Origin of the sequence: Streptomyces sp. NBC_00154, from assembly GCF_026342835.1 — a bacterium.
GTDB lineage: Bacteria > Actinomycetota > Actinomycetes > Streptomycetales > Streptomycetaceae > Streptomyces.
The window spans coordinates 881,113-907,146 of the sequence record NZ_JAPEMI010000002.1; the positions used below are offsets into that span (position 1 = coordinate 881,113).

The 26,034-nt window shown below is 68.9% G+C and carries 21 protein-coding genes and 2 pseudogenes; 11 read left to right on the plus strand and 12 right to left on the minus strand.

The genetic code is table 11. The features are described 5' to 3' along the window. Positions 1-638: 638 nt before the first annotated feature. From OHA03_RS40485 to OHA03_RS40500, 4 genes and pseudogenes are all read right to left on the minus strand, one after another. Positions 639-1,468: pseudogene (locus tag OHA03_RS40485) on the minus strand (IS5 family transposase). A 75-nt stretch (positions 1,469-1,543) separates the two neighbouring features. Continuing rightward, complete coding sequence (locus tag OHA03_RS40490) at positions 1,544-1,924, minus strand: VOC family protein (protein ID WP_267008962.1); 381 nt, start codon at positions 1,922-1,924, stop codon at positions 1,544-1,546. Between the two features lie 318 nt (positions 1,925-2,242). Next, entirely contained in the window at positions 2,243-3,508 is a 1,266-nt protein-coding gene (locus OHA03_RS40495; RefSeq protein WP_267008963.1) for an IS701 family transposase, read from the minus strand. 65 nt (positions 3,509-3,573) lie between these two features. Next, positions 3,574-4,269, minus strand: coding sequence for a TetR/AcrR family transcriptional regulator (locus tag OHA03_RS40500; protein WP_267008964.1), 696 nt, complete (start codon positions 4,267-4,269; stop codon positions 3,574-3,576). A 128-nt stretch (positions 4,270-4,397) separates the two neighbouring features. On the opposite strand from OHA03_RS40500, the gene OHA03_RS40505 reads away from it, so the two are divergent. Genes OHA03_RS40505 through OHA03_RS40530 form a run of 6 tightly spaced genes read left to right on the plus strand, consistent with a single transcriptional unit; the run spans position 4,398 to position 11,507 of the window. After that, positions 4,398-6,092 (plus strand): amidohydrolase, encoded by a 1,695-nt coding sequence (locus OHA03_RS40505; RefSeq protein WP_267008965.1) that lies wholly within the window; start codon positions 4,398-4,400, stop codon positions 6,090-6,092. Between the two features lie 52 nt (positions 6,093-6,144). Further along, positions 6,145-7,824, plus strand: a complete 1,680-nt coding sequence (locus tag OHA03_RS40510) for an ABC transporter substrate-binding protein (protein ID WP_267008966.1) — start codon at positions 6,145-6,147, stop codon at positions 7,822-7,824. Then, on the plus strand, positions 7,821-8,789 hold the full coding sequence (locus OHA03_RS40515) for an ABC transporter permease (protein WP_267008967.1): 969 nt from the start codon (positions 7,821-7,823) through the stop codon (positions 8,787-8,789). Before OHA03_RS40510 ends, OHA03_RS40515 begins: the two co-directional genes overlap by 4 nt. Further along, the gene (locus OHA03_RS40520; protein ID WP_267008968.1) at positions 8,786-9,649 is read left to right on the plus strand and encodes an ABC transporter permease; all 864 of its coding nucleotides are present in this window, start codon (positions 8,786-8,788) and stop codon (positions 9,647-9,649) included. The genes OHA03_RS40515 and OHA03_RS40520 overlap by 4 nt, the downstream gene beginning before the upstream one ends. Continuing rightward, positions 9,649-10,653, plus strand: coding sequence for an ABC transporter ATP-binding protein (locus OHA03_RS40525; protein ID WP_267008969.1), 1,005 nt, complete (start codon positions 9,649-9,651; stop codon positions 10,651-10,653). The genes OHA03_RS40520 and OHA03_RS40525 overlap by 1 nt, the downstream gene beginning before the upstream one ends. Further along, positions 10,650-11,507: an ATP-binding cassette domain-containing protein gene (locus tag OHA03_RS40530; RefSeq protein WP_267008970.1), complete on the plus strand. Its 858-nt coding sequence runs from the start codon at positions 10,650-10,652 to the stop codon at positions 11,505-11,507. Before OHA03_RS40525 ends, OHA03_RS40530 begins: the two co-directional genes overlap by 4 nt. A 620-nt stretch (positions 11,508-12,127) precedes the next feature. Here OHA03_RS40530 and OHA03_RS40535 read toward each other — a convergent pair. Next, positions 12,128-12,265, minus strand: coding sequence for a hypothetical protein (locus tag OHA03_RS40535; RefSeq protein ID WP_267008971.1), 138 nt, complete (start codon positions 12,263-12,265; stop codon positions 12,128-12,130). A gap of 57 nt (positions 12,266-12,322) precedes the next feature. After that, positions 12,323-12,871, minus strand: a complete 549-nt coding sequence (locus OHA03_RS40540; protein WP_267008972.1) for a triacylglycerol lipase — start codon at positions 12,869-12,871, stop codon at positions 12,323-12,325. 273 nt (positions 12,872-13,144) lie between these two features. Between OHA03_RS40540 and OHA03_RS40545 the strand changes: the two genes are divergently transcribed. Further along, positions 13,145-13,591 (plus strand): hypothetical protein, encoded by a 447-nt coding sequence (locus OHA03_RS40545; RefSeq protein ID WP_267008973.1) that lies wholly within the window; start codon positions 13,145-13,147, stop codon positions 13,589-13,591. Positions 13,592-14,245: 654 nt separating this feature from the next. On the opposite strand, the gene OHA03_RS40550 is transcribed toward OHA03_RS40545, so the two are convergent. Then, positions 14,246-14,851 (minus strand): hypothetical protein, encoded by a 606-nt coding sequence (locus OHA03_RS40550; protein WP_267008974.1) that lies wholly within the window; start codon positions 14,849-14,851, stop codon positions 14,246-14,248. Between the two features lie 1,615 nt (positions 14,852-16,466). Here OHA03_RS40550 and OHA03_RS40555 point away from each other — a divergent pair. Further along, positions 16,467-16,610: pseudogene (locus OHA03_RS40555) on the plus strand (HNH endonuclease); the annotation flags it as partial. 2 nt (positions 16,611-16,612) lie between these two features. On the opposite strand, the gene OHA03_RS40560 reads toward OHA03_RS40555, so the two are convergent. Further along, a complete protein-coding gene (locus OHA03_RS40560) occupies positions 16,613-16,951 on the minus strand; it encodes a co-chaperone YbbN (RefSeq protein WP_267008975.1) in 339 nt (112 codons plus the stop codon). A gap of 128 nt (positions 16,952-17,079) precedes the next feature. Here OHA03_RS40560 and OHA03_RS40565 point away from each other — a divergent pair, with 128 nt between their 5' ends. After that, a complete protein-coding gene (locus tag OHA03_RS40565) occupies positions 17,080-17,337 on the plus strand; it encodes a hypothetical protein (RefSeq protein WP_267008976.1) in 258 nt (85 codons plus the stop codon). Between the two features lie 484 nt (positions 17,338-17,821). Here the strand turns inward: OHA03_RS40565 and OHA03_RS40570 are convergent, their stop codons facing one another. The 4 genes from OHA03_RS40570 to OHA03_RS40585 form a co-directional block, all read right to left on the minus strand. Next, positions 17,822-18,865 (minus strand): LacI family DNA-binding transcriptional regulator, encoded by a 1,044-nt coding sequence (locus tag OHA03_RS40570; protein WP_267008977.1) that lies wholly within the window; start codon positions 18,863-18,865, stop codon positions 17,822-17,824. Between the two features lie 68 nt (positions 18,866-18,933). Next, positions 18,934-19,770 carry an ATP-binding cassette domain-containing protein gene (locus OHA03_RS40575; RefSeq protein WP_267008978.1) on the minus strand — a complete coding sequence of 279 codons (837 nt, stop codon included), beginning with the start codon at positions 19,768-19,770 and terminating at the stop codon, positions 18,934-18,936. Further along, the gene (locus OHA03_RS40580) at positions 19,767-20,762 is read right to left on the minus strand and encodes an ABC transporter permease (protein ID WP_267008979.1); all 996 of its coding nucleotides are present in this window, start codon (positions 20,760-20,762) and stop codon (positions 19,767-19,769) included. Before OHA03_RS40580 ends, OHA03_RS40575 begins: the two co-directional genes overlap by 4 nt. Before the next feature lie 236 nt (positions 20,763-20,998). Next, positions 20,999-22,009 carry a substrate-binding domain-containing protein gene (locus OHA03_RS40585; RefSeq protein ID WP_267008980.1) on the minus strand — a complete coding sequence of 337 codons (1,011 nt, stop codon included), beginning with the start codon at positions 22,007-22,009 and terminating at the stop codon, positions 20,999-21,001. Positions 22,010-22,283: 274 nt separating this feature from the next. Between OHA03_RS40585 and OHA03_RS40590 the strand changes: the two genes are divergently transcribed. Together OHA03_RS40590 and OHA03_RS40595 are read left to right on the plus strand one after the other, a co-directional pair. Beyond that, positions 22,284-23,246, plus strand: a complete 963-nt coding sequence (locus OHA03_RS40590; RefSeq protein WP_267008981.1) for a carbohydrate kinase — start codon at positions 22,284-22,286, stop codon at positions 23,244-23,246. A 224-nt stretch (positions 23,247-23,470) separates the two neighbouring features. Beyond that, positions 23,471-26,026 carry a GH32 C-terminal domain-containing protein gene (locus OHA03_RS40595; RefSeq protein WP_267008982.1) on the plus strand — a complete coding sequence of 852 codons (2,556 nt, stop codon included), beginning with the start codon at positions 23,471-23,473 and terminating at the stop codon, positions 26,024-26,026. Positions 26,027-26,034 lie beyond the last annotated feature (8 nt).

Here is a 26,034-nt window from a genome sequence, read left to right on the forward strand (position 1 = left end):
TCGGCAGTAGCCTCGCATTTCATTCCACGACGTAGATGCGCGCCACGAAGGGTGTCTGGCAGGTATGACACCTGGTCAGGCACCCTTCTCTGGTGTCTAGAAGAAGCCGAGCTTTTTCGCGGAGTATGACACGAGAAGGTTCTTCGTCTCCTGGTGGTACAGGAAGTGCGACATGTTTGACCTGCGGAAACGACTGTCGTGGGGCTCGCGGTTGGCATCGTGGTCCGGGAATGGTCCGGATCTCGGGGCGACCGAGCGCTCGGCGTCGGGTGCAACCCGGCCCGGGCTGGGACCCAGTCGTAGTGGTGAGTAGGCGTCAGCGGGGCCGGCCACCCTACGAGGAAGGGTCAGGACTCCGGAGAGGAGTTCCCGGCCCATCCTGGGGAGGCGCGGGTGCTGCTGGTGGCGTTGTTACGGGGCGAGATTCTGGCCGGCGGGTGGCGGGTTGGGTGCCGAGGGTGGTGCGGCTGGAGCGCGTACCGGTTCCGGTGCTGCTGAGGTACTGGATGGCGCCGTCGCCTGCGTCCTCGCCGCTTGCGCCGAAGATGCGGTCGGCGCGGGTGGTGCCGGTGGTGTCCGTGAGTGAGACGGCGGTGCCGAACTGATCGCCGGTCTGGCTAGGAGGTGTCTTCAAATTGTCACGCCCACATCAGGAGCGAGGCGAGGGTGACGGCTGCCTGGTAGGACTCGGCGGTCTTGTCATAGCGGGTAGCGATGCCACGCCACTGCTTCAGGCGGTTGAAACAGCGTTCCACGACGTTGCGCCGCTTGTAGCTCTCGCGGTCGAAGGCCGGCGGTCGCCCGCCCCGGCGGCCACGCCGGGCCCGGTTGCGGACCTGGTCGGCCCGTTCGGGGATGGTGCAGCGGATACCGCGCCGTCGCAGCCAGGCCCGGATCGCCCGGGAGCTGTATCCCTTGTCGCCCAGCACCTGGGCGGGCCGCACCCGGGGCCGTCCTGGACCGAGGTGGGGCACCCGTATCGCTTCCATGACAGTGGTGAACTGGGTGCAGTCGTTGGCGTTCCCGCCGGTGACGGTGAAGGACAGAGGCCGTCCCACGGCGTCGCAGGCCAGATGAATCTTGCTGGTCAGGCCGCCTCGGGAGCGTCCGAGTCCGGGGTTTCGGAGCCCTTTTTTCGGGCCCCGGCGGCATGCTGGTGGGTGCGGACGACGGTGGAATCGACCGACACCAGCCAGTCGATGTCACCGTCCGCGTCCGCCCGGGCCTGCGCGGCTCGGAGCATCCGGTCGAAGGTGCCGTCCAGCGCCCACCGGCGGAAACGAGTGTGGAGTGTGGCCCATGGCCCGTATCGCTCGGGAACGTCCCGCCAGGCCGTCCCGGTCCGGAACTTCCACACGATCCCGTTGAGGACCCTCCGGTCATCCAACCGCTTCCGCCCGCGCAACGAGGCGGGCAACAGCGGCCGAACGAACTCCCACTCTGCATCCGACAGTTCATGGCGGCGTATCACCCGACCATGATCCACCACTCAAGATCACCATTTGTCGGGAGGCTCTGGAATCGCACCGGGGACACAGAGCCGTCAGAGCGGGTTGAGACGGGCCTTGAGCAGGCAGAACTCATTGCCCTCGGGGTCGGCAAGAACGTGCCACTGCTCCTCGCCGGTCTGGCCGATGTCAGCCGGGCGCGCCCCGAGCTTCAGGAGGCGTTCGAGCTCGGCGTCCTGATCGCGGTCGGTGGCGTTGACGTCGATGTGCAGCCGGGACTTCCCCGGCTCCGGCTCGTCCCTGCGGCTGAGGATGATCGTCGGCTGCGGGCCGCCGAACCCTTCGCGCGGCCCGATCTCGAAGCAGTCGTCCCCTTCGCGATCGAGCACTACGAAGTCCAGGACCTCGCACCAGAACCGCGCCAGCACCTCGGGGTCGCGGCAACCGAGTACGAGCTCACTGATACGACATGCCATTGACGAAACCTACTCTCAACGGGGGAACTGCCGGGGCGACCGCGCGGAACTCTTGGGCTCCCCGCAGTGGGAACGTGATCGAGACCGTACCGGGTGAAGCGAGCAGGTGAGAAGGGGTTTTGGGGTCGTCGCCTCCCCGGCCGGGCCGCTGGGGGAGGACCGTAGGCCGCCCAGTGGGGCCGACGGGAATTTGACGACAGGACCTAGTAGGGCTTGGTCAGGTTCGTATGGGGGTGGGTATGTTGTGGTGGCAGGTGGGGCAGCCGCCGGCCCATAGGGCGAGGAGTGTCTGGAGTTCGCGGAGGACCTGGTAGAGGCTCAGACCTGCGCTGTGTCTTTTGGGTGGTGTGCCAGTCGTTGCAGGGTGCAGAAGGCATGGGCGGCGGAGACGAGGGTGACGTGGTGGTGCCAGCCGTTCCAGGTGCGGCCTTCGAAGTGGGCAAGTCCCAGGGCCTGTTTCATCTCGCGGTAGTCGTGCTCGATGCGCCAGCGCAGTTTGGCCAGCCGCACCAGCGTGGCCAGCGGCATCCCGGAAGGCAGGCTCGAGAGCCAGAACTGCACCGGCTCGGGCTCGGTGGCGGGCCATTCGGCCAGCAGCCAGCGCTCGGGCAGTTCTGGAGTGTCGCCGGTTGTGCGGACACCGCGTCCGGCCGGTCGGACGCGCAAAGCGACGAAGCGTGAGTGCATGCGCTTGAAGCCGCTCCGTCCCTGGCCCGGACGGGAGCCTTCCCGCCAGGACACCGGTCTCGCAGCAGCCCGGCCGGCCGCGATGACCAGGTCCTTCATGGTCTGTGCAGGCTCTAGATACTGCATCTTCGGTGGCCGGCCGGTGCCCGCATAGGCGGGCTGGACGGGCCGGGCGCCGGCCCGATGGGCGGTGTGGCGGGAAGAAATGCCCACCGCATAAGGCAGGTTGCGTTCCTCCAGGCCCAGGCGGAAGGCGGCGGCATCACCGTATCCGGCATCCGCGACGACCAGGGGGATGTCGATGCCCCACGAGCGGGCTTCGTCGATCATGTCCAGGGCCAGCTGCCACTTCTCCACATGCCCCGCCTGGGCGGGGATGCCGCAGCGGCCCCGGCGGGCGACCTTGTCCGCATCCGCCTCCGGCGAGGCCGGATCCCAGGAAGCGGGCATGAACAGCCGCCAGTTCACCGCGGCCGAGGCATGATCGCGGGCCAGGTGCAGCGACACCCCGACCTGGCAATTGGTGACCTTGCCCGCGGTGCCGGTGTACTGCCTGGACACACACGCCGAGGCGTCCCCGTCCTTCAAAAAGCCGGTGTCATCGACGATCAGCGCCTCCGCGCCGATCACGTCCTGCATCCTCCAGGCCAGCCGGGCCCGCACATGGGCTGGATCCCACGGGCTGGTAGTCACGAAGTGGGCCAGTGCCTGCCGGTTGCCGTCCTCGCCCAGACGCGCCGCCATCGGCTCCACCGACTTACGCCGACCCTCCAGCAGCAGCCCACGCACATACACCTGCCCCCACCGCCGCTGATCCGCACGGAAGAACCCGTCGAACATCTCCGTCGTGAATGCCTCCAGGTCCTCCCGGACCCCGGCCATCTCTTCAGGTGTCACACCACCTCAACGACACTCACCAACAAGCAGACACGCCACCCACGAGTGAAGCTGACCAAGCCCTACTAGGGCCCCCGCAGGAGCTCGGCGCGCCTTTCGACAGCCGAGATCAGGGCCTCGACCGTGGCGCCGAAGATCTGGTCGTCCGTCACCTCGGCGAGTTCGCCGCTGAGGCGGGTGATGTTCGGGAAGTGCTGCGGGTCGACCAGCCGGTACTCGCGGCTCCATGCGGAGTCGTCGGCTGCGCGGGCGTCCGCGTCGAACAGGAGGAACGCGGCCTGCTGACCCACGTACGCGAGGAGTGTGTCCCCGATCATGCGGTAATGGACGGCAGCCTCGGCGCCCCCGAGGCCGGCCTCCCGGACGGCGCCGAGGATGAGTTCGACGACCCGGAACTCGTTGGTCCGGCGCGTGGTCCGGCTTGCCATGGCGGAGCCCACCACCGGGTACTTGAGGGCGACTGCGAGGGAGGCGTCGGCGAGTGCCCGGATGCGGCCCTTCCAGTCGAGGCCCTCGGGGATGGCGTCGAGCGCCTCGCCGAGCGTGCGGTCCGCGACCGACAGCAGTAGCTCGTCCTTGTCGCGGAAATGCCGGTAGATCGCGGTCGGATCCGCGCCGAGCTCCTCACCCAGGCGCCGGACGGTGAAGGCGTCCTCGCTTCCGCGGGCGGCGATGCGAAGGCTCGCGTCGATGATCGCGTCGGGCGTGAGCTGACTGCCTGCGCGTTTGTTCCGGGCCTTGGTGGCGGGTGGCTTCGGCATGGTGTGGCCAGTGTATCGGTCCGGGATCCAGTGCGCGCAACAGTGTTGACAGCGCTGTTGCGCTGCCGTTCACTCCTCCTCAACGAACACGTCGGGCGGGTCATTCCGCCGTGCTGGAGGTTGAATTGATGGCGCACAGCAGCCAAGCCGACACCGTCTTCGTCGGGGGCCGGGTCTTCACCGGAGCGGGCCCCGTCCCGGTGGACGCCGCCGTCGCCGTTGCGGGCGGCCGGATCGTCGCCGTCGCCGACGCGGGTACGGTGCGCGAGCTGACCGGTGCCGGTACGGAGGTCGTCGACCTGGAGGGCGGCCTGCTCGTCCCCGGATTCCAGGACGCGCACATCCACCCCGTGATGGGTGGAACCCAGATGCTCGGCTGCGACCAGAGCGAGCAGACCACCGCCGAGGGCTGTCTCGCTGTGGTGGCCCAGTACGCCAAGGATCACCCGGACGCGGCCTGGATCCGTGGTGGCGGCTGGGGTATAGACAGCTTCCCCGGCGGAACGCCGACGCGCTCCATGCTCGACGCGGTGGTGCCGGACCGGCCCGTGCTGCTCATCAACTCCGACGGCCACGGCGCCTGGACCAACTCCCGCGCGCTGGAGATCGCGGGCGTCGACCGGCACACCTCCGACCCGGCCGACGGCCGCATCGAGCGGGAGGCGGACGGTACCCCGGCCGGCACCCTGCACGAGGGCGCCGTGGAGCTGGTGGCCCGTCATGTTCCGGTCGCGACCGAGGACGAGATGTATGCCGGGCTGCTCGCCGCGCAGGAGTACCTGTTTTCACTCGGGGTGACCGGGTGGCAGGACGCCATGATCGGCTCCTTCCACGGCTACCCGGACAACCTGCCCGTCTATCTGCGCGCGGCCCGCGAAGGCTCGCTGCTCGCCCGGGTCGTCGGCGCCCTGTGGTGGGACCGGAAGCGCGGTCTGGAGCAGCTTCCGGAGCTGGAGGATCGCCGCCGCATCGGGCAGGCGGGCCGCTTCAGGGCCACCAGCGTCAAGATCATGCAGGACGGCGTCGCGGAGAACTTCACCGCCGGGATGCTGGAGCCGTATCTGGACGGCTGCGGCTGCCCAACCGGCAACTCCGGCTTGAGTTTCGTCGAACCCGGGCTGCTGAGCGAGGCGGTGTGCGCGCTCGACCGGTCCGGCTTCCAGGTCCATTTCCACGCGCTCGGCGACCGTGCCGTGCGCGAGGCACTCGACGCGCTCGGCGCGGCCCGCGCCGCCAACGGCGCCAACGACCACCGGCACCACCTGGCCCACCTCCAGGTCGTCCACCCCGACGACATCGCGCGCTTCGCGGGTCTGGGCGTCGCCGCGAACATCCAGGCGCTGTGGGCCGCGCACGAACCGCAGATGGACGAGCTGACCATCCCGTTTCTGGGGGCCGAACGGGCCGCCCAGCAGTACCCGTTCGGGGATCTGCGCCGTGCCGGGGCCCACCTCGTCGCGGGCAGCGACTGGTCGGTCAGCAGCCCCAACCCGTTGTGGGGCATCCACGTCGCGGTCAACCGTGCCGCCCCCACGGGGGAGCTCCCCGAGGGCGCGATGTACCCGCCGTTCCACCCCGAACAGGCCCTGACCCTGGCCGAGGCGCTCACCGCGTACACCGCGGGCACCGCCTGGGTGAACCACCTCGACGACGTGACCGGCACCGTCGAGGAGGGCAAGTACGCGGACCTCGTCGTCCTCGACCGTGACCCGTTCACGCGGCCCGCCGACGAGATCGGCGACGTCCGGGTGCGCCGGACATACGTCGAGGGCCGCCTTGTCTTCGCCGCGAACACACCTGTGCCCGCGACCGCGACCGACTGACGTACCTCCCCCCCATGCACTTCACCGAGCCCACCCCGGACGGAGACAGGCGATGCCCTCACAGAGCGCAGGATCGAGAAGGCCGACACAGATGCGGGCGGTGCGGCGCGCCGCGGGGACCCTCCTCGCGGCGAGCGCCATGCTCATCACCACTGCGTGCAGCGGCACGGCACACCCGGACAAGGACGCCGGCGGCAGCACGTCGTACAAGCTCACCAAGCAGACGCCCGCCGCCGCGGGCGACATCGACGCCTTCACCTGGTCGATCTACGCCGAGCCGTCCACGCTCGACTACGCCTACGCGTACGACTACCCGCCGAACCAGATCCTCGCCAACGTCTGCGAGAGCCTGCTGCGCTGGAACCCGGACCTGACGACGTCGCCGAACCTGGCGTCCTCGTACACCAATCCGACGCCCACCACCTGGGTCTACAAGATCCGTCCTGGCGTGCACTTCCACGACGGGACGGTGCTCACCGCGAACGACGTCGTCGCTTCGCTGCGCCGTCATATGGACCCCGCCGTGGGCAGCGCGTGGGAGAACACGTTCCGCAACGTGAAATCGATCGACACGACCGGGCCGCTCGAAGTCACCGTCAAACTGAAGAAGCCGGACGCGGTCTTCAACCAGGAGATGGCCACCAGCTCGGGAACCATCGAGTCGGCCGCGACCCTCGACAAGGCGGGCAGGAATTACGGCAGCCCCAAGGGTGGGGTGAACTGCACGGGGCCGTTCTCGTTCGGGTCCTGGGCATCGGGCCAGTCGCTCACCCTGAAGAAGTTCGACGGCTACTGGAACACCAAGCTCAAGCCCAAGGCCGGCCAGGTCAAGTTCGTGTTCCTGAGCGACGCGACGACCCGCGTCAACGCCTTCCAGAGCGGTGAGGTGGACGGTGGCTGGATGGTCCCGGCCGACGCCTACGACCAGCTCGGCTCGTCCACCGCCGGCAAGCTCTACTACGGCGTCAACAGCACCGTCGCCGAAGAGATCGTCAGCAACCTCAAGGGCCCGCTCGGTGACACCGAGGTGCGCAAGGCCCTGCTCATGGCCATCGACCGCAAGGGCATCGTCAAGGCCGGCGCCGGAGGGATCGGCGAGGTCGCAGATTCCCTCGTCACCGACAACATGTGGGACCAGGCGCCCGCGGCGAGCCGCAAGGCCATCATCAAGGACGTGCCGCACTACCCGTACGACCCGGCGAAGGCCAAGGAGATCGCGCAGAGGGCCGGGGTGAAGGGGCAGCGGATCGTCATCGCGACCAGCCCGCTCGACTCGCAGACGACGATCGTCGCGCAGGCCGTCGAGCAGGCCGCCAAGGCCATCGGCCTCGACCCCGAGATCGAGACGCTCTCCCCGGAGAAGTACTCGACGCTCTTCACCGACGCCGCCGCCCGCAAGGGCATCGACCTCTTCCTCACCTTCTGGTACACGTCGATCACCGATCCGCTGGATATGTACGGCTCCCTGGAGACAGGCATGTTCACCAACTACGGCGGCTGGACGAACACGGAATTCGACAAGGCGGTCGAGGACGCTTCCGGCACCTATGACCCGGCCGCGCGCGCCCGGGCCAGCGCGAAGGCGCAGAAGGTCGCCCTGCGGGAACTGCCCTGGTTGCCCCTGTACACGCAGCCCACGAGCGTCTTCCTCGGCAACCGGCTCACCGGCGTCCAGCCGTCTGTCGCCTACCTCTACTACCCGTGGGCGGCCGAGATCGGGGCCAAGAAGTGAGCCGCACGAACACACGGGCGCTCGGGGTCGCGCGCCGCCTGGCCGGGATGGTGGTGACTTTGCTGGTCACCTCGTTCCTGGTGTTCTCCTCGCTGTATCTGGCGCCCGGCGACCCGGCGAGCTTCCTGGTGCGCGGCCGCAGCGCCGGCCCCGAGGAACTCGCCCAAATTCGCCATAGGTACGGCTTCGACGAGCCCTTCTTCGTCCGGTACTGGGACTGGCTGGGCGGCGTACTGCACGGCGACTTCGGCCGCTCCTACGTCTTCCACCAGGACGTCAGCTCGGTCGTCTGGTCGCGGCTGCCGACCACGCTGCTGCTGATCGCCGTCTCGGTCCTGCTGATCGCGGTGGTCGGTGTCGCGGCCGGCATCGTCGGCGCGCTGCGCCGCGGCACGCGCACCGACTCGGTGCTGATGCTGCTGGTGACGGTGGGGGCCGCAGCCCCCGCCTTCGTCGCCGCGCTGCTGCTGCGGTCGCTGTTCGGTGTGAAGCTGGGCTGGTTCCCGACCATCGGCAACGGCGCAGGCGTTCTCGACCGGCTGCACCACGTCGTGCTCCCGGCAATCGCCCTGTCCGTCACGTTCATGGCGATGGTCACGCGGGTTACCCGCTCGTCGATGCTGGAGGAGATGGGCCGTGAGCACGTCGAGGTCGCGGTGAGCCGCGGCACCCCCCAGTGGACCGTGATCCGGCGGCATGTGCTGCGCAACGCCCTCGGCCCGATCGTCACCGTCTCCGCGCTCCTCATCTCCGGGATGCTGGTGAGCACCTCGATCGTGGAGACCGCGTTCGGCATGTCGGGCGTGGGATCGCTGCTGGTGACATCGGTCAACCAGATGGACTTCCAGGTGGTGCAGGCGATAGTGCTGCTCGTGGTGGCCGCGTTCGTCGTGGTCAACTTCCTGGTGGACCTGGTGCATCCGCTGATCGATCCGCGGGTGGCGGCAGCGGGGAGTGCACGATGAGTGCCCCGATGGCGGGAGTGATACGCGCCCCGATCGCCAAGTTGCGCTCCCTGGGCGGCGGTTGGCTGACGAACCTGTGTCTGGGCCTTCTCGTTCTGTTCGTGCTGGTCGCGGTGTTCGCGCCGTGGCTGGCACCGCAGGACCCGACGTACGGAGAGCTGGGCACGGGGCTCGTCGGCCCGAGCGCCGACCACTGGCTGGGCACCGACCAGGGCGGGCACGACACGTTCTCGGCCCTCGTCGAAGGAAGCCGTACGAGTCTGGTCGGGCCGCTGCTCGTGGTGCTGGTCTCGACCGTGGTCGGCATCGCCGTCGGCCTGTTCTCGGCGTGGCGGGGTGGCTGGGTCGATACCCTGCTCGGGAGGCTGCTCGATGTCGTCTTTGCCTTCCCCGCGCTGCTCGTCGCGATCCTCGCGGTGGCAGTCTTCGGCAAGGGGATGACGGCACCGGTGATCGCCATGTCCGTGGCCTACATGCCGTACACCGCACGCCTGGTGCGCGGCCTCGCGATGCAGGAGCAGGCCAGGCCCTACATCGCGGCCTACCGCGTGCAGGGGCACTCCGCGCCGTACGTCGCTGTCCGCCGGCTGCTGCCGAACATCGGCCCGACCGTGCTCGCCCAGTCCACCGTCAACTTCGGCTACGCGTTGCTCGACCTCGCCGCCCTGTCCTTCCTGGGCTTGGGCGTGCAGGCGCCGACACCCGACTGGGGCGCCATGATCAACCAGTCCCAGGCCGCCGTCCTGCGGGGCCAGCCGCTGTCCGCGGCCGTGCCCGCGCTTGCCGTCGTGGTGGTCGTCGTCGCCTTCAACATCGTCGGGGAGACCCTCGGCGACCGGCTCGCCGGGAGGGAGTCCTGATGGCGCTGCTGGAGTACGAGAACCTGAGCATCACCCTGCCCGGCATGGCCCGCCCGGTCCTCGACGGCATCGACCTGACTGTCTCGGCCGGTGAAGTCGTCGCGATGGTCGGCGAATCCGGTTCCGGGAAGTCGGTCACCGCACGGTCGGCCCTCGGGCTGTTCCCCACAGGGGCTGACATCGAAGGTCACGTGCGCGTCGACGGGACGGAGGTGGTGGGCGTCGACCCTGCGGGGCTGCGGGCGATCCGCACCGGTACAGCATCGATGATCTTCCAGGACCCCCGGGCAGGCATCAACCCGGTGCGCCGCATCGGCGACTTCCTCACCGAGTCGCTGCGCGTCAGCAGCGGCTTGGCCAAGGGCCCCGCCAACGCGCGCGCCGCCGAACTGCTCGGCGCGGTCGGCCTTCCGGACCCCGTACGGCACCTGCGCCAGTACCCGCACGAACTCTCCGGCGGCATGTTGCAACGCGTCATGATAGCCGGAGCGCTCACCGGCGGACCCCGGCTGCTGCTCTGCGACGAACCCACCACCGCGCTCGACGTCTCCACCCAGGCCGAGATCATGGCCATCCTCGGGCGGTTGCAGCGCGAACGCGGCCTGGGCATGCTCCTCATCACGCACGACATCGAACTCGCGGCCGCCGCCTGCGACCGGATCTACGTGATGTACGCGGGCCGGATCGTCGAGACGGCACCCACCGCCCAGCTCTTCGCGATGCCCCGCCACCCCTATACCGCGGGGCTGCTCGGCTCGTCGCCGCCGCTTCACGCCCCGGATGGGCCGTCCGCCCGGCTCACCCCGATTCCCGGCTCCCCCATGGGACTGCTCGAGTCCGCGCCCGGCTGCTCCTTCGCGGCGCGCTGCCGCTTTGCCCGGCCCGGAGTCTGCGAGCAGTCACCGCCGCCGCTGGAGCGGTACGGCGGGGCCCTGGTTGCATGCCACCTCGCTGGGGAGTCGCTCACCTCAATGGACAACCCGTCTACAAGGGAGGGCAGTTGACTGTCCAAACTGAGGCCCGCACACTGCTCCAGGTCAGCGGTCTGCGTAAGACCTACAGGACGGGAAAGGCGGAGGTCGTCGCCGTCGACGACCTGTCGTTCTCACTGCGGGCCGGCGGCGCCCTCGGCATCGTGGGGGAGTCGGGCTCCGGCAAGACGACCACGGCCCGGATGCTGATCGGCCTCGAACGCCCCGACGCCGGACAGATCCTCGTCCAAGGCGAACCGCTGGCCCCGACCGTACGCGGCAGGGCGGCCCGCCTCGCCCGCGCCAAGGCGGTGCAGATCGTCTTTCAGGACCCGTACCTCTCGCTGGACGGGCGGATCAGTATCGGCGCCACCATCGACGGGGCGCTGCGCCTGCACGGTCTCGCCGATCCCGTGGCCCGGGCCGCCCGAGTGCGGGAACTCCTCGCCCAGGTCGGCCTCGGTGATCGCGAGGCGGCGGCGCTGCCGCGCAAACTCTCCGGCGGCCAGCGCCAACGCGCCGCCATCGCACGTGCGTTGGCAGTCGGACCCGCCGTCCTCGTACTCGACGAGGCGGTGTCCGCGCTCGATGTCTCCGTCCAGGCCCAGGTTCTCAACCTGCTGTCGGACATCCGCCGCGACACCGGCATCGGCCTGGTCTTCGTCAGCCACGACTTGGCCGTCGTGCGGTACGTGTGCGACGAGGCGCTCGTCCTGTACCGGGGCCGCACCATGGAACACCGCCCCGTCGCGGAGTTGCTCGCCCACCCCGAACACCCGTACACAAAGCTCCTATTGGCGTCCGTTCCCCGGCCGGACTGGGACCCCGACTCCATCAGCCGACGGCGCAGGGAGCTCGATCCTCTGGCGGCGGGAGGCGACGGCTGACGATGTGGAAGATGCCGGGCTATGGACGTCTGGAGTCTGGGCCCGGGCCTGGATCGGCACCAAGGGCACCTCGGTCGTGGCGTTCGGCGGCCTCGACATGGCCCGCACCGTCGTCGCCGTCGACCCCGCCGGCGGAGACACCACCGTGTCCGACGAAACCGGTATCGTCGGCGCAGCCCGCGGCCACGACGGACACCTCTACATCCTCGACGACGGCTCCGGCTCCTTGGGCACGAACGACTGGGGAACTCGCAGCCTGCCACCTCACCCCGACCGCCTGCACCCTTCCCCAGCGTCAGCCTGTCGGCCATGCGGCACGATGCAGCCGGCGGAACGTGCAGCGAAGCTGCTGCCAGGGGAAGCGGCTCTAGACACGAGGACCGTTGCTTCGCCGACTTCGGGGAAGCATCGGCCCTCGAACTGCCACGTCTGCGCACCACGCGTCAGCGACGAGTCCCCAGCGCCGAGCGAGTTCCTCGCGCGACCCGTTCCGCACCTCGATGCTGTCGCGGATGCTGAGGCACCCCAGCCTGGACATCCCGCGAGAAGCCGTCGCGCAACTGTGTCAGGGAACCTCGTGCTCGATCGCCACGTGGGTGACGTGGTGCGCCCCCGGCTTCTCAGCCGGTGAGGGCGTAGGTGCGCAGCGGCGGTCCGCTCGTGCTGATTCCGGTGGTGATCTCGGGGATCAGGTCCCACAGCCCGTTTGCCAGGTCGTTCGCGTACTGCGCGCCGTTGAAGGCGCGGGCGATGTTCACGCCGCAGTCACGGTGCCGGTCGACGCCGCCGTGGAGTGTGGGTCTACGCCGCCCTCCTCAAGCCCACCGGGGTTCCCACGCCGGCAAACGCAGGGCCCAGGTGGTGAGCAGACTGCCTTCGCTGTAGCCGATCACGTCGACCGGCTTGCCGGTGTCGTTGTAGATCTTCCGGATCGCGTTGACGACGTACTCGGCCGACTCCTGGATGTCGCCCAGTTCCACGTTCGGCGGCTCGACCCAGCACACCGGGTACCCGCGGTACTGGCAGTGCTTGTAGTTGGAGTTCCAGTTGGTGTCGCTGCTCACCGCGATGCCGTGCACCAGCAGGATCGGGTGCTTGGCGGCGGTCAGGTAGTTGGCGCTGCAGCTCACGGCGGCGTCCAGGGTGGCGACCGGAGTCCCGAGCGCCGGGCCGGAGTCCGCGTGTGCGGTGGGTTGAAGGCTTCCGAAGGTGAGGGTCAGACCCGCCAGGAGTGCGCTCAGTGAGCGCGTGGCCATGTGAGTGCGACGCCCCACGGCACGAGCGGCCAAGGACTGTGCGGTGTGGTCGGACCGTACGGCCCCGGTGGTGGTCCGGGGGCGCGCCGAACCGTTCTTCTCCACCATGTGTGGTGCGCTGCACGCTGGGTCTGCGCGGTGCCGCGGCGCACGCGACATCGTCCACCTCTATCTCGCGGCTCGCGCTCTGGGGTGGGCGACGGGGCCGGGTGCTGCGCTGGACCGGCGACAAGGCCAACCTGTTCCGGTTCGAGAGCGTCGCGATCCTGGGCAACGACGCCGGCTACCTCACCACCTTCGGCAACCGCCTTGTCGCTTCGGACCGGGGCTCAGGTGCCGGGCAACACCGGTGCGGTCACCGGCGGTCCCTCCAAGATCTGGATGAGCCCGGAGATCCCCGCCCAAGGGTTCCACGCGACCGACGCGAAATCCTGGAAGCCGATTTTCTCCTGGGACGAGTACGACCCGGATCCCGCTGTGAGCAAGGGCATCGTCTGGGGTGCCGTCAAGGGGTGGAATGGCGACTTGTACATCGGCAGCTACAACCCGGCGGCCATCGGCGGCGTCCAGACGATGTGGAAGACCTACGGCCAGCCCGAGGGCGACACGCTCCGTCAGTGCGACATGGTGGAGGCCTCCCGCGCAGCCACCATCTTCAAGATTCATGCTCCGGGTACGGACCAGCAGAAGGTCACACTGCTCTACGGAGAGAAGAGGCTGAGGTTGGCGGCTTTGGTGACCAGGCACTTGCGCGCCTGTTCTGCTCCGCGACTGCCCAGATTCCCGGGTCAGGCTGGCGGGAGCTGGACCACAGCCCTCCGGGGCTGATGCCGCAGGTCTGGAACTGGAGTGATCAGCAGCAGCGAGCACGGATGACTATGGAATACGCGTGGCGGCACGTCGAGACTTCTCGCTGCCCGGCTGCAGGCGGAAGGCCGCATCGCGGCAGAGGACGTCACTTCGCTGCTGACCGACATGTAAGCAGGGCACCGCGCGCTGGAAGCCCACCGCGTGGCCGCCGACGCTCCTCGCCAAAAGGCCCCGGCCTTCGCCGCGGCCGTCGTGCGGCAGGAGCAGGCCCGCCGCGAGCTCGCCGCGCCTTGATCATCCCCGATGCTGAGCCGGACCGGAACAAGACGCCGACGTCGATCGACGCGGTCCGCGCCCACAACCGCCAGGCTGCCGAAGCCGTCCGCGCGGCGGCGATCCGCCGGGCCCAGGCGGAGCGCGTCGCCGGGGAGAACGGCGCCCCCGTGCTGGGGCCGAGGCCGCACGGCCACAGGCTGTGTGAGGACCGCGCCCACACCCTGTCTTGCTGGGGAGCGCGATGTCCACCGGCATACACGACGTGCACGCCCCCCAGGTTTGGCTGTCGCCCACTACGCGCTGCCCCCGCAGTGCACCATGACACCACACGGCCCATTCCGGCAACAGGCAGGGGCGCGCCCGGTGCCGGACACACCCAGGAGCGGGAGCCCCGAGTCAAGGCCGGAGTCCGACGTGCTTGAGTGCGACCATGCTGAGGTCGGTGATGGCTTGCCGGTCCCCCTGACGCCAGGCGTCGGCCCATCCGCCGGGCGGAGCCGGCAGTTTGGCGAGTGCGCCCGGAGGGCCGGTGAGGGCGCGCAAGGCGAGCAGGTCGGCGCCTCCGGGAGCCTCGGCGAGGCGGCGCAGCGTGCTGCTGCGCCGGATCCAGAGCAGGCGCGGCGGGAGCCACAACAGCAGGATGATGAGCACCGGAATGACGATGAGGGCTGTCGTGATCACGTTGGCAACCTGGCTGACGGCTTCCTGGAGTGACACCCCAGCGTCGGCGAAACCGGAGCTGGCGTCGGCCGCGGAGTGGAGCGGCTTCTTCAGTACGCCGCCGATGAGCGGCACGTCCGACGCCGCGTCTCCCGCGTTGCCGAGCTCCTTGGCAAGGCTTTCGCCGGAACTCTCTGCCTTACGCCCCGGTTCGGCCAGCAGCATGATCGTCTCGCGGACGACGAGGGCTGCCCATACCGCGGCGGCGATCAGGGCCACGGCGATCAGGTCCACGAGCACCTGGCGGTTCCGACGTGCGGGTGTCTGGGCGTAGATACGCAACGGAGGCTCCCGTTCGAGTGGCGTTGAGGAGGTCCGGCCGACCCGGCCGCGACTCGGCCGAAACTCTTCCACCGCGCCTCACGGGAAAACGTGCGAGACACGAGGCATGCTGGGAGTCCGGGCGTGGGTGCCCCGCCACCACCGTCGTTCACGAGCCCGCTCCGTGTGCAACCGCGGCTGCGCCCACGGCGGAGCGGCTGCCTTCTGACCGGTGGTCTCCTTCGTCCTTTCGAGCGCCCCACCCCGGTGACGACGATCACCACCGGCTGGGACGGAGTAGTAAGTCAGCGGCGAAACGACCCTCCTGGAGTCCGACTGCCAGACCTGTCAGTGGCAGGGGCGATGCTTTTCCGCGTGACGACCCAGGATGAGTACCCGATACCCGGTCAGGCCGTTGGTGACCGGCTACCTGATCCGCCTTCCGTGATCGAAGGCACCGACTGGGCTGCGCTGGAGCATGACTATGGAGCGGCGCAGGACACGCCACTTCGCCTGTTGCAGCTCTTGGACGAGGACCCCGAGGTGCAGGCGGGAGCGCTGGGGTTGCTGGACGTGTCCGTCCTGCACCAGGAGTCCCTGTACAGCGCGACGGCGCCGGCCGCACTGTACATAGCCGCCGTGCTGAGCGACTCCCGCACTCTGGCGGCCATGAGGACTACTCCATCTGGGACGAACCGCCCTAGGCCGCTGCGGGCCGCGTTGCTGGAATGGCTGGGACAGGTCGCCGATTCAGCCGCATTCAGCGAGACGGCGAATACGACGGCAACGATCAGGGCGTCACCGATGCGGTCCGGGCTGCCCGCGGCACGATCCATGACGCCGTCTCCGTGCACCTGCTGGCCCCGGACCCCACTGTCCGAGAGGCCGCCCTCAGCGCCACCACCGCGCTCCTTCAGTCCCCCGAGCTGGCCGGTCGAATCTCCGGAACCGCCCAGATCCTCCGGCGGTTGCTCGCCCAGAGCACCGACCGGCGTGAACGCGCTGCCACCATCCTGGCCATCGGCGCTTGGGACGAGGACACCACCGGCTGGCTCACCGACCGACCTCGCCATCAGTGCCTGTGCCGCGCTGTCACCAGGATGCGCCGGCAACGCCAGGGCGACGCGGACGATCCTTCGCTCCCTGCTCGCCCCCGCAGTCATCGACTCCTGGTTCCTCGAACCCACCGCCGCCGAACCGTGGGCGGGAGACCCGCTGCCGCAGATCGGAGGGCGCCTGCGGCACGCCCTTCTGGCCACCGCCATCGACCGGACCAACGACTTCGAGAAACCCCTGCCGGTCGAATTGGCCTCCGTGCCGTTCTGCAGCAACCTCACCATCGCCGAAGACTGGGGACCGCTCCTTGCCGCGGCATTCCCTTCCGCTACGACCAGAGTGCCAAGGTCACTCCAGCCCAGCACCGCTACCTGGAAGCCCTCGCCGACCGCGACGAGTGCTGGCGATACACCCATTTCATCGCATCGTGGTTCGACGACATCGGACTTCCCTCGGACCGCAACGCCATCACGGCACTCCTGGCCAGGCCACGGCCGCACTCATAGGACGCCGGCTCGGAACACTCAGCCCACCAGCGCCAGGCAGAAATACCTCACGGCTCGTATGACGCACCCCGCCAGCTGGAGCGGCGGCATGGACAGCCGCTCTTCGTGAGGCGTACGCCAACGACCAAGACGCAGCGACCAGCTTGGTGGCCGTCACCGCCCACGCCGACCGCTCCAAGGCGGACCAGGACCCGTCCGAGTGGATGCGACCCCTGCCGTCTCAGAGGTGGCCGTCCAGGAACTCCCGGACCTCGGCGGTGGTCATAGGCCCCGTGCCGTGCGCCACGGCCTCTCCCTCCTTCAGCAGGACGTAGGACGGGGCTTCGGTGATCCCGTATCGCTCGGTTGCGGCCGGACAGCGCGTAATGTCGGTGCGGACGGCCGTCAGGCGGCTCGCGTATTCGTCGGCGATGCCACCCACGACGAGGTCCATCGCCCGGCAGGGCTCGATTGCCCTGGGCCATGTCCCGGTGAAGTATGCGAGGACCGGGACTCCGCTCATCCCGAGGATGAAATCGAATTCCGCGTCCTCACGGGGTCGGTGAACCCGCCTCGCCATGGAAGCTCCAAACCTTGTGTTCCGTCTTTCCATCCCCATCATCCCTCGCGCGGCCGCGACCCGGGCCGGTGGCTGCTCGGGGTGGCCCTGCCCTCTGAGGCTGCGTCCTCCAGGACTGCGAGAGCGGCGTGATCTGGCGGACCGGCGCGGCCTGCGAGCTGTGCGCCGAGATCGTCCAGGACAAGACCGCCGCACGTGAGCGTGCCCGGCGTGCCGCCCAGGGCCTGTGCCTTGAGCACGGCACCTGTCGCTGCCCGTCTGGCCGGTGGACCAACCACGACGCCGGATGCGGCGCAGTGAATGGACACACCGTACTGTTCGACAGTCTGCTCGCAGGGACGGACGGTGAGCACTTCACGCTGGCCCTGCAGATCGCCTGCGACTGAGCGCCCCGCCCCGCAGGAATGATCATCAGTATCTCTGCGTGCGGGCGCATGGCGTCTCCGCAAACGATGCCCGCATTCCTGCTCATCGACGCTGCGGCGCACTCCAGCCCCGCTCGTCGCGCTCTGCTTGCCGCCACCATCACCGCTGCCGACTCGTGACAGCCGTGCGGCCCGCCCTGTGCCAACCCGACCTTCAGGCCCTGCTCAGCGCCTACTTGGCCAGACGGGCCAACCACGACGCTCAGTCATAGGTCGGTGTGACTGAGCGCGATAGTTGGCCCCCCTCCAGCAGCTGCAGCAGGAGGTCCAGCATCTTGTAGTTGGTGAGCAGGATGTCCGGCGGGTCGGCACGGATCGCGTCCCGGTCGGTGATCAGGTGCTTGACTGTGGGATCGCTGGCGAGCGACGTCGCACCGGTGTAGCGACTGGCACGCCGGTCACCCCAGGGCTATGTCGTCTGCTCGATGTACCCGACCAGGCATGCTCAGCAGGTTGTGTCTACCGAGGTCCGCGCAGGCCGTGGCAGTCGGCTGGACTCACGCACGACCAGGCGGGTGGGGACCGTGACGGTGCGGGCCCGGGAACGGTCGCCGTCGAGCCGGGCCAGGGCCGTCCTGGCCGCTGCTTCGCCGATGGCTGCCGGATCCTGCGCCACGACGGTCAGTGCCGGTTCCAGCACGTCGGCCAGCGGAAAGTCGTCGAAGGTGACGAGAGCGACGTCCTTGCGTGCGGCACGCGTCAGTTGTGCGACCACCCCTATCGCCACGATGTTGTTGGCCGCGAACAGCGCGGTGGGCGGATCGGGCAGGGCCAGCAGTTCGGTGGTCTCGGCGGCGGCGGTCTCCTGGCCATGGGCGCCGGTCACAAGAGCGCGGTCGTAGGGCAGACCCGCCTCGTCGAGTGCCGAGCGGTAGCCGGCGAGCCGCTCGCGCCGGGTGTAGAGCTTCACGGGCAGGTCGCCGATGAAGCCGATACGCCGATGGCCCTGGGCGATGAGATGAGCGACGCCTTCCTGGACGCCGCTCCGATTGGAGCTCACGACGCAGTCGGCCGACAGGCCCACTCCCGGGCGGTCGAGAAACACCACCGGAAGACCTGCCGCGCGGGATGTCTTGAGGTAGCCGTGGTCGGCGCCGGCGGCGGGTACCACCATCAGGATGCTGACCTGACGGGCGAGGAAGGTCTGGGTCAGCACCCGCTCCCGTTGGGGGTCTTCGGCGGAGGAGCCCATGAGCAGGGTCAGTCCGCGGTCCCGCACCACGTCCTCTATACCGCCGGCGACCGTTCCGAAGAACGGGTTGCCCAGGTCGGGCACCACGAGCCCCACGGTGGTGTCGGGGCCTCCGACCCGGATGTTGCGGGCCATCAGGTTGGGCTGGAATCCGAGTTTCGCTACCGCCGCAAGAACACGCTGCCGTGTCTCAGGAGAAGTCGGACCGTCCTCGTTGAGTACCCGGGAGACCGTTTTGGCGCTGACACCCACTTCTCGGGCGACATCGGCCAGCGTGGGGCGGCGGGTCGCGGCCATGTACCACCGTTCCTGTTCGTCGGGCCCGGCCCAGGAGGCCGGGCCCGCTCTGTTCTCCGAGTGTGACCTCAGTGGGCCCTCACGCCTGCCGCCTTGGCGGCGTCGGCGTCCGTCACGACCGTACCGCCCTCGCTGTTCACCGTGAGCGCCCCGGTCATGATGGCGACGACTTCGGCCATGGAGTGGTCGGAGGGCTTGATCAGCGCCTCCCGCCGCCCGAGCCGGTGCACGTGGATACGGTCGGCGATCTCAAATACGTGCGGCATGTTGTGACTGATCAGGACGACGGGCATGCCCTTGTCGCGGACCCGGCGGATGAGGTCGAGAACCTGGCCCGACTCCTTGACTCCGAGCGCCGCGGTGGGCTCGTCCATCACGACGACGCTTCTGGCCCAGGCGACGGCACGGGCGACGGCCACGGCCTGGCGCTGGCCGCCGGACAGGGTCTCCACTGCCTGGGTGAGCGAGCGCAGCCCGATCTTCAGATCCGCCATGTGGGCGGCGGCTTCGTCCCGCATCCGCTTCTTGTCGAGCATGCGCAGCGCGCTGCCGAGGAGGCCGGGGCGGCGAAGCTCGCGTCCAAGGAACATGTTCGAGGCGATGTCCATAGAGGCTGCGACGGCGAGATCCTGGTACACGGTCTCGATGCCGTGCTCGCGCGCACTCTGCGGGCCGCTGAACCGGATCGGTTCTCCCTGCAGCCGGATCTCGCCCTCGTCGGGGGTGACGGCGCCGGTCAGCGCCTTGATCAGGCTGGTCTTGCCGGCGCCGTTGTCGCCGATGACGGCGAGGACCTCGCCGGGCAGGAGGTCGAAGTCCGCCCCGTCGATGGCGGTCACATGGCCGTACCTCTTGACCAGGCCACGAGCCTGGAGGACGGGAGTTGTCGAGGTGTCGGTGCTCATCGCGTCTTCTTCCGGGAGATCTGGTCGACGGTCACGGCGAGGATCACCAGGGCACCGGTGATCAGCGTCTGGTAGATCGACGCGACGCCCATCAGCTGGAGCCCGTTGCGGAAGACTCCGACAATCAGTACCCCGATGAAGGTGCCAAGGACGGCTCCTCGGCCGCCGAAGAGGCTCGTCCCGCCGAGGACCACCGCGGTGATGCTGTCGAGGTTGTCGGTCTGTCCTGCCTGCGGATCGCCCACGCCGGTACGGGAGATGAGCAGCAGCGCCGCGATGCCGTACACGAGCCCGGCGAGGGTGTAGATGCCGATGGTCAGCCGGGAGGTGCGGATGCCGTTGAGCCGCGCGCTTTCCGGGCTGTTGCCCAGCGCGTAGACGTGGCGGCCCCATGAGGTGCTGCTGAGCGCGTAGGCGAAGGCCAGGAACAGGGCGATGGTGATGAGGGAGCCGTAGGTGATGTCGGTCCCGCCCAGCGGGAAGGTCTCGCCGAGGGCGGTGAGCGGTGCGGGCAGGTTGGTGATCGTCTGCTCGGCCGAGTAGATGTGGGTCAGGGCGAACGCCACGTTCAGCATGCCCAGCGTCACGATGAAGGGCGGGAGCGGGATCATCTGCACGAGCAGGCCGTTGAGCAGGCCGAAGCCGCCGCAGACGACGATCCCGAGGGCGATCGCGGCAAGAGGAGAGATGGTTCCCTGGGCGGCCATCTTGGCGATGACGATGCTGCCGAACGCCATGACGGCGCCGCAGGAGAGGTCGATGCCCGCGGTGAGGATGATGAGGGTCTGGCCGATGGCGAGAGTGCCCACGACCATGACCTGCTGGACGATCAAGGAGAAGTTGCCGCCGGACAGGAACTGCTCAGTCGTCAGGGAGAAGAAGACGCAGGCGAGTACAAGCGCGGCCAGGGGGCCCGCGGTCGGGGTGGCGAGCAGCCGGCGGACCACGGTCGGTCCTTTCAGCTGGTCGTAGGGCGTGGTCGTGGCAGTCATGGTGGTCCTTGCCGGAGATGGTTGCTGGGGTGGACACCGGTGGTCGATGCCGCGGGCGTGTGCTCGCCGGCGGGAATGCGTGGCGGCCGTGAGGGCGGCCCGCACCCGAAGCACGGCGCAGGCAACGGCGGCCCCTTCCCGGGCAATCGGCCGCCCACGCGTCCGACCGGTCGGACGGGGAGGGCGGGCCGACGCCGAACCGGGCGGACGGGGAGCGGCAAGATGGCGACTGGGGGTCAGCCCCAGCAGTTCTCCAGGCCGTACGCGGTGTCCTTGGCGTCGACACCGGGCTGCGCCGTGTCGGTGATCAGCGTGACGCCGGTGTCGGTGTAGCCCGAGGGCTTCTTGCCGTTCTCGGCGAAGTCGGCGACGGCCTTGACGCCGAGCGACGCCATCTTGAGCGGGTACTGCTGCGACGTGGCCGCGATCTTGCCTTCCTTGACTGCCGTGGTGCCGGTGCAGCCGCCGTCGACGGAGACGACCAGCACCTTCTTCTCCAGCCCCTTGGCCTTCAGCGCCGTGTGGGCGCCCAGCGCGGCCGGTTCGTTGATCGTGTAGACGACATTGACGTCGGGGGCCTTCTGCAGGCAGTTCTCCATGGCGGTCTGGCCCTTGGCCTGATCACCGCCGGTGTCCTGGCTGCACACGATGGACGGGTCGCCCTCTGGAACACCGAAGCCCTTGAGGAAGCCCTGGTGCCGCTGCAAGCCCACGGCGACCCCGGGCGCCAGGTCGAGCGTGGCGATCTTCGCCTTCTTGCCGGCCATGGCGGCCTTGGCATAGGCGCCGATGAGTTCGCCGGCCTTGACGTTGTCGGTGGCGAACAGGGCGTCGGTGGCGTCCTGCGGGTCGGTCGGGCTGTCCAGGGCGATGACGAGTATGCCCTTGGCGCGGGCCTTCTCCAGGGCGGGCACGATCGCCTTCGAGTCGTTGGGCGTGATGAGGATGCCCTTCACGCCGGAGTTGACCATGTTCTCGATCGCGGTGACCTGACCTGCGTTGTCTCCGTCGAACTTGCCAGCCGCGCTGACGAGTTCCACGCCGCTGTCCTTCGCGGCCTGCTCCGCCCCCTCCTTCATCTTCACGAAAAAGGGGTTGGTGTCCGTCTTGGTGATCAGGCCGACCTTGACCGACCCGTCTTTGTCGCCCTGCGCGCCGGAGCCGCAGGCGGTGAGTGCCAGCGTCACGGCGGCGGTGCAGGCTGCGCCTCTGACCAGTTTGGTGACGGCACGGTTGTTACGGGGCATGACTGACTCCTGCTGGATTCGGGCGGAGCGGCTGCGCAGTTCAAGGGCGCTGCGGCACGAGGAATGCTGCTGTCCGAGGTGTCATCGTTGACCTATGTCATCGTTGACACTACTTGCGGAGGATGATGGACTCCATCTCCCGGCAACGTCAATGCTTTGACCCCGTCACAAATTGGCAACGTCGCGCCGGCGGCCTCGTCCCGACGGCGCCGTCCTTGAGAATCGCCCCTGCGGCGCGCCGCTCCCGCGCCGCCCTATCCGGAGAGAAGCAGCCATGCGCCTGCCCCAGGTCACCGTCCTGGGTGAATGCGTCGCCGACGCCTTCACCGTCCCCTCACCCGCCCCGGATGAGCTCGTCCTGCGGGTCCTGCCGGGCGGCGGCCCGGCCAACACGGCTGTGGCACTCGCCCGCCTGGGCACGCCCGCCCGAATGCTGGCCCGGCTGTCGGACGACGTATTCGGCCGGCTCTTCCGTGCCCGTCTGGAGGCATCGGGCGTCGATCTTTCCCAGGCGGTCCGCGCCGCGGAGCCGAGCACCCTGGCCGTCGCCGAGCTCGACGCAGCTGGCCAGGCGGCATACTCCTTCCACGCCCAGGGCACCGCGGACTGGCAGTGGACGGCGGACGAACTGTCCGCCACAGACCTTGCGTCCACCGCCTGCTTGCACTCGGGCTCGCTGGCCCTCGTACGAGAGCCAGGTGGCCGGGTGGTCGAGGAATTCCTGCTGCGCGCCGCGGCAACCGCCACGATTTGCGTCGATCCCAACGTCCGGCCGCTGCTCGTGGCGCCCGCGGCCTACCGCGCACGCCTGCCGCGCTGGTGCGAGCTGGCCGACGTCCTGCGCGTGAGCGAGGACGACCTGGAGCTGCTGCTGCCCGGTCACTCGGTCGAGCAGGCCTGCGACCTCTGGCACTCCGCGGGCGCCCGGCTCGTAGTCGTCACCCTCGGGGAGCGCGGCGCTATCGCCTCGCTGGACGGCGAGCGGGTGGTGGTGCCGGCACCACCGACGGCTGTCATCGACACCGTCGGAGCGGGCGACTCCTTCACCGCAGGACTTCTCCACCACCTCGGAACCAAGGGTCTGCTCGGCGGCCGGCTGACGGATCTGCGCATCGACGACGTCACGCAGGCGTGCGTATTCGCGGCCAGGGTGGCGGCGCTCACCTGCTCGGTCAGCGGTCCGAATCCGCCGTGGGAGCACGAACTGCAGCAGTCGGCGGCCCCGGTCGGGCCATAGAGCCCAGTCCGTTCCCGTCCAGGCGGCCTTGCCGCAACCATTGACGGACCACCTCGAGCGCGCTCATCATCACTGCCCAGCGGAAGTCATCGCTGACACATGTCAGCGATGACATAACTGGTTCCAGGCTTGCCCCCACCGCCCGGCACTCCGTGATCCCCCTCGGCGTCGTGCCACCGCAGCGGACGCGGACATGACGCCGCCGCCACAGTGCAGGAGAGACCATGAGCCCACTCCCCGTATACCGACGTGCCCGGCTGCGCCTTGTCGCCGCAGCAGCCGCGACATGCGCGCTCGCCGTCACCACCGTAGCCCCCCAGGCGGCGGCAACCGGCACAGTCCCCCACACCGAGACCTACCGGCCCCAGTTCCACTACTCCCCGGAGAAGAACTGGATGAACGACCCCAATGGACTGGTGTACTTCAAGGGCGAGTACCACCTCTTCTACCAGTACAACCCGAGCGGCAACACGTGGGGCAACATGTCCTGGGGCCATGCGGTCAGCAAGGACCTCGTGCACTGGGAGGAGCTGCCGCTCGCCATCCCGCACGACGACGAGGAGATGGTCTTCTCCGGCAGCGCGGTGGTCGACCACAACAACACCAGCGGTTTCGGGACGAAGAACAACCCCGCGATGGTGGCCGTCTACACCAGCGCCTACAAGAAGGACGGCAGACAGGCCCAGTCGCTGGCGTACAGCACCGACCGCGGCCGCACCTGGACCAAGTACGAGGGCAACCCGGTCCTCGACATCGGTTCGAAGGAGTTCCGGGACCCGAAGGTGCAGTGGTATGCGCCGACGAAGAGCTGGCTGATGACGGTGTCCCTGTCCACCGATCACAAGGTCCGCTTCTACTCCTCGAAGGACCTCAAGAACTGGTCGCACCTGAGCGACTTCGGCCCGGTCGGCGCCGTCGGAGGCGTGTGGGAGTGCCCCGACCTGTTCCCGCTGCCCGTCGACGGCGACAGCGGGCGCACCAAGTGGGTGCTAGTGGTGAACATCAACCCCGGCGGCATCGCGGGCGGTTCGGCCGCCCAGTATTTCGTCGGGGACTTCGACGGCACCCGCTTCACCGCGGACGACGACGGCTCGTACACGCCTCCGCCCGGCCTGGTCGTAAAGGACTTCGAGGCCGACACCTACGGAAGCTGGACGACGACCGGCACGGCCTTCGGCAGCGGACCGGTCCCCGCACCCGCACCCGGCTCAGGCACGAGCGGCGTCGAGGGCGAGGGGTTCGTCGACAGCTTCCACGGCGACGACGCCCAGACCGGTACGCTCACCTCGCAGCCCTTCACCGTGAACAGCGCGTATCTCAACTTCAAGGTGGCCGGCGGCCGCCACCCGCACGTCCCCGGATCGGTCCTGGGTAACCCTCCGGTACCGGAAGGCACCGTCCTCGCCGACTTCGAACAAGACGGCTACGGATCCTGGACCGCCACGGGCACCGCCTTCGGCGCCGGCCCCGCCGCAGGAACGCTCCCCGGCCAGCAACAGGTGTCCGGACACACCGGCGACCGGCTGGTCAACAGCTTCCTGGACGGCGATTCGGCCACCGGCACCCTCACCTCGCCCGAGTTCACCATCACGGCCAAACACATCAACTTCCTCATCGGCGGCGGCAGACACCCCTCCGGAGCCGAAGCGCCCACCGCCGTCCGCCTCGTCGTCGACGGCAAAACCGTGCGCAGCGCCACCGGCGCCGACTCCGAAGCACTCAACTGGGCCTCCTGGGACGTCGGCGACCTCGCCGGCCGCAAGGCGCACATCGAGGTCGTCGACCAGAACACCGGCGGCTGGGGTCACATCCTGCTCGACCAGATCATGCTCTCCGACACCCCGGCACGGCCGCGTTCGACCGAAACGGCAATCAATCTCCTCGTCGACGGCAAGGTCGTCCAAAGCGTGTCCGGTGCGGACAGCGGAAGCCTGGACTGGGCGTCCTTCGACCTCCGCGCCCACCAGGGCAAGCAGGCCACCATCCAACTCGTCGACATGAACAAGGGCGGCTGGGGCCACATCATGGCCGACCACTTCGTCGCCGCAAACGAGCGCGCGACCTCCAGCGTCCAGCGGGCCCAGTGGGTCGACTACGGCAAGGACTACTACGCGGCCGTCTCCTGGGAGGACGCACCCGGCGGCAAGCGCCGCATGATCGGCTGGATGAACAACTGGCAGTACGCCAACAACATCCCCACCACACCCTGGCGCAGCGCGCAGAGCATTCCCAGGGACATGGCGCTGCGCACCGTGGACGGGCAGATCCGGCTCACCCAGCAGCCGGTGACGTCCGTGCAGTCACTCCGTACCGGCCCGGCAGCCGGTGTCCGAGGCGTCACGGTCAACGATGGCTCCATTCCCCTGGCCGGGGGACGGGCCGACGGCAAGGCGCTCGACCTCCAGGCCACCTTCTCCCTCGGCGACGCCGAGCGGTTCGGGCTCAAGGCCCGCACCGGCAAGGGACAGGAAACCGTCATCGGGTACGACGCGAAAACCCAGGAGCTGTACGTCGACCGGACGAAGTCGGGTGCGGTGGACTTCCATCACGACTTCCCCGGCGTCCAGCGGGCACCGCTGGCGGCCGAGAACGGCAAGGTCAAACTCCGGATCCTGGTCGACTGGTCGTCGGTGGAGGTGTTCGGCGGTGACGGCCAGGCGGTGATCACCGACCAGATCTTCCCCGATCCGAGCAGCGAGGGCATCCAGATCTTCGCTGAAGGCGGCTCCGTCGACGTGGACAAGATCAAGGTCTGGCAGCTGCGGTCCTACCGGGACTGACCAACCCA

What these genes read in the sequence shown, in the direction of transcription:
- OHA03_RS40585 (WP_267008980.1), bottom strand. Translation starts at nt 22,009, where the DNA reads ATGCCCCGTAACAACCGTGCCGTCACCAAACTGGTCAGAGGCGCAGCC.
- OHA03_RS40520 (WP_267008968.1), top strand. Translation starts at nt 8,786, where the DNA reads ATGAGTGCCCCGATGGCGGGAGTGATACGCGCCCCGATCGCCAAGTTG.
- OHA03_RS40580 (WP_267008979.1), bottom strand. Translation starts at nt 20,762, where the DNA reads ATGACTGCCACGACCACGCCCTACGACCAGCTGAAAGGACCGACCGTG.
- OHA03_RS40590 (WP_267008981.1), top strand. Translation starts at nt 22,284, where the DNA reads ATGCGCCTGCCCCAGGTCACCGTCCTGGGTGAATGCGTCGCCGACGCC.
- OHA03_RS40570 (WP_267008977.1), bottom strand. Translation starts at nt 18,865, where the DNA reads ATGGCCGCGACCCGCCGCCCCACGCTGGCCGATGTCGCCCGAGAAGTG.
- OHA03_RS40525 (WP_267008969.1), top strand. Translation starts at nt 9,649, where the DNA reads ATGGCGCTGCTGGAGTACGAGAACCTGAGCATCACCCTGCCCGGCATG.
- OHA03_RS40490 (WP_267008962.1), bottom strand. Translation starts at nt 1,924, where the DNA reads ATGGCATGTCGTATCAGTGAGCTCGTACTCGGTTGCCGCGACCCCGAG.
- OHA03_RS40540 (WP_267008972.1), bottom strand. Translation starts at nt 12,871, where the DNA reads ATGGTGGAGAAGAACGGTTCGGCGCGCCCCCGGACCACCACCGGGGCC.
- OHA03_RS40595 (WP_267008982.1), top strand. Translation starts at nt 23,471, where the DNA reads ATGAGCCCACTCCCCGTATACCGACGTGCCCGGCTGCGCCTTGTCGCC.
- OHA03_RS40505 (WP_267008965.1), top strand. Translation starts at nt 4,398, where the DNA reads ATGGCGCACAGCAGCCAAGCCGACACCGTCTTCGTCGGGGGCCGGGTC.
- OHA03_RS40575 (WP_267008978.1), bottom strand. Translation starts at nt 19,770, where the DNA reads ATGAGCACCGACACCTCGACAACTCCCGTCCTCCAGGCTCGTGGCCTG.
- OHA03_RS40500 (WP_267008964.1), bottom strand. Translation starts at nt 4,269, where the DNA reads ATGCCGAAGCCACCCGCCACCAAGGCCCGGAACAAACGCGCAGGCAGT.
- OHA03_RS40545 (WP_267008973.1), top strand. Translation starts at nt 13,145, where the DNA reads ATGAGCCCGGAGATCCCCGCCCAAGGGTTCCACGCGACCGACGCGAAA.
- OHA03_RS40510 (WP_267008966.1), top strand. Translation starts at nt 6,145, where the DNA reads ATGCCCTCACAGAGCGCAGGATCGAGAAGGCCGACACAGATGCGGGCG.
- OHA03_RS40560 (WP_267008975.1), bottom strand. Translation starts at nt 16,951, where the DNA reads ATGGCGAGGCGGGTTCACCGACCCCGTGAGGACGCGGAATTCGATTTC.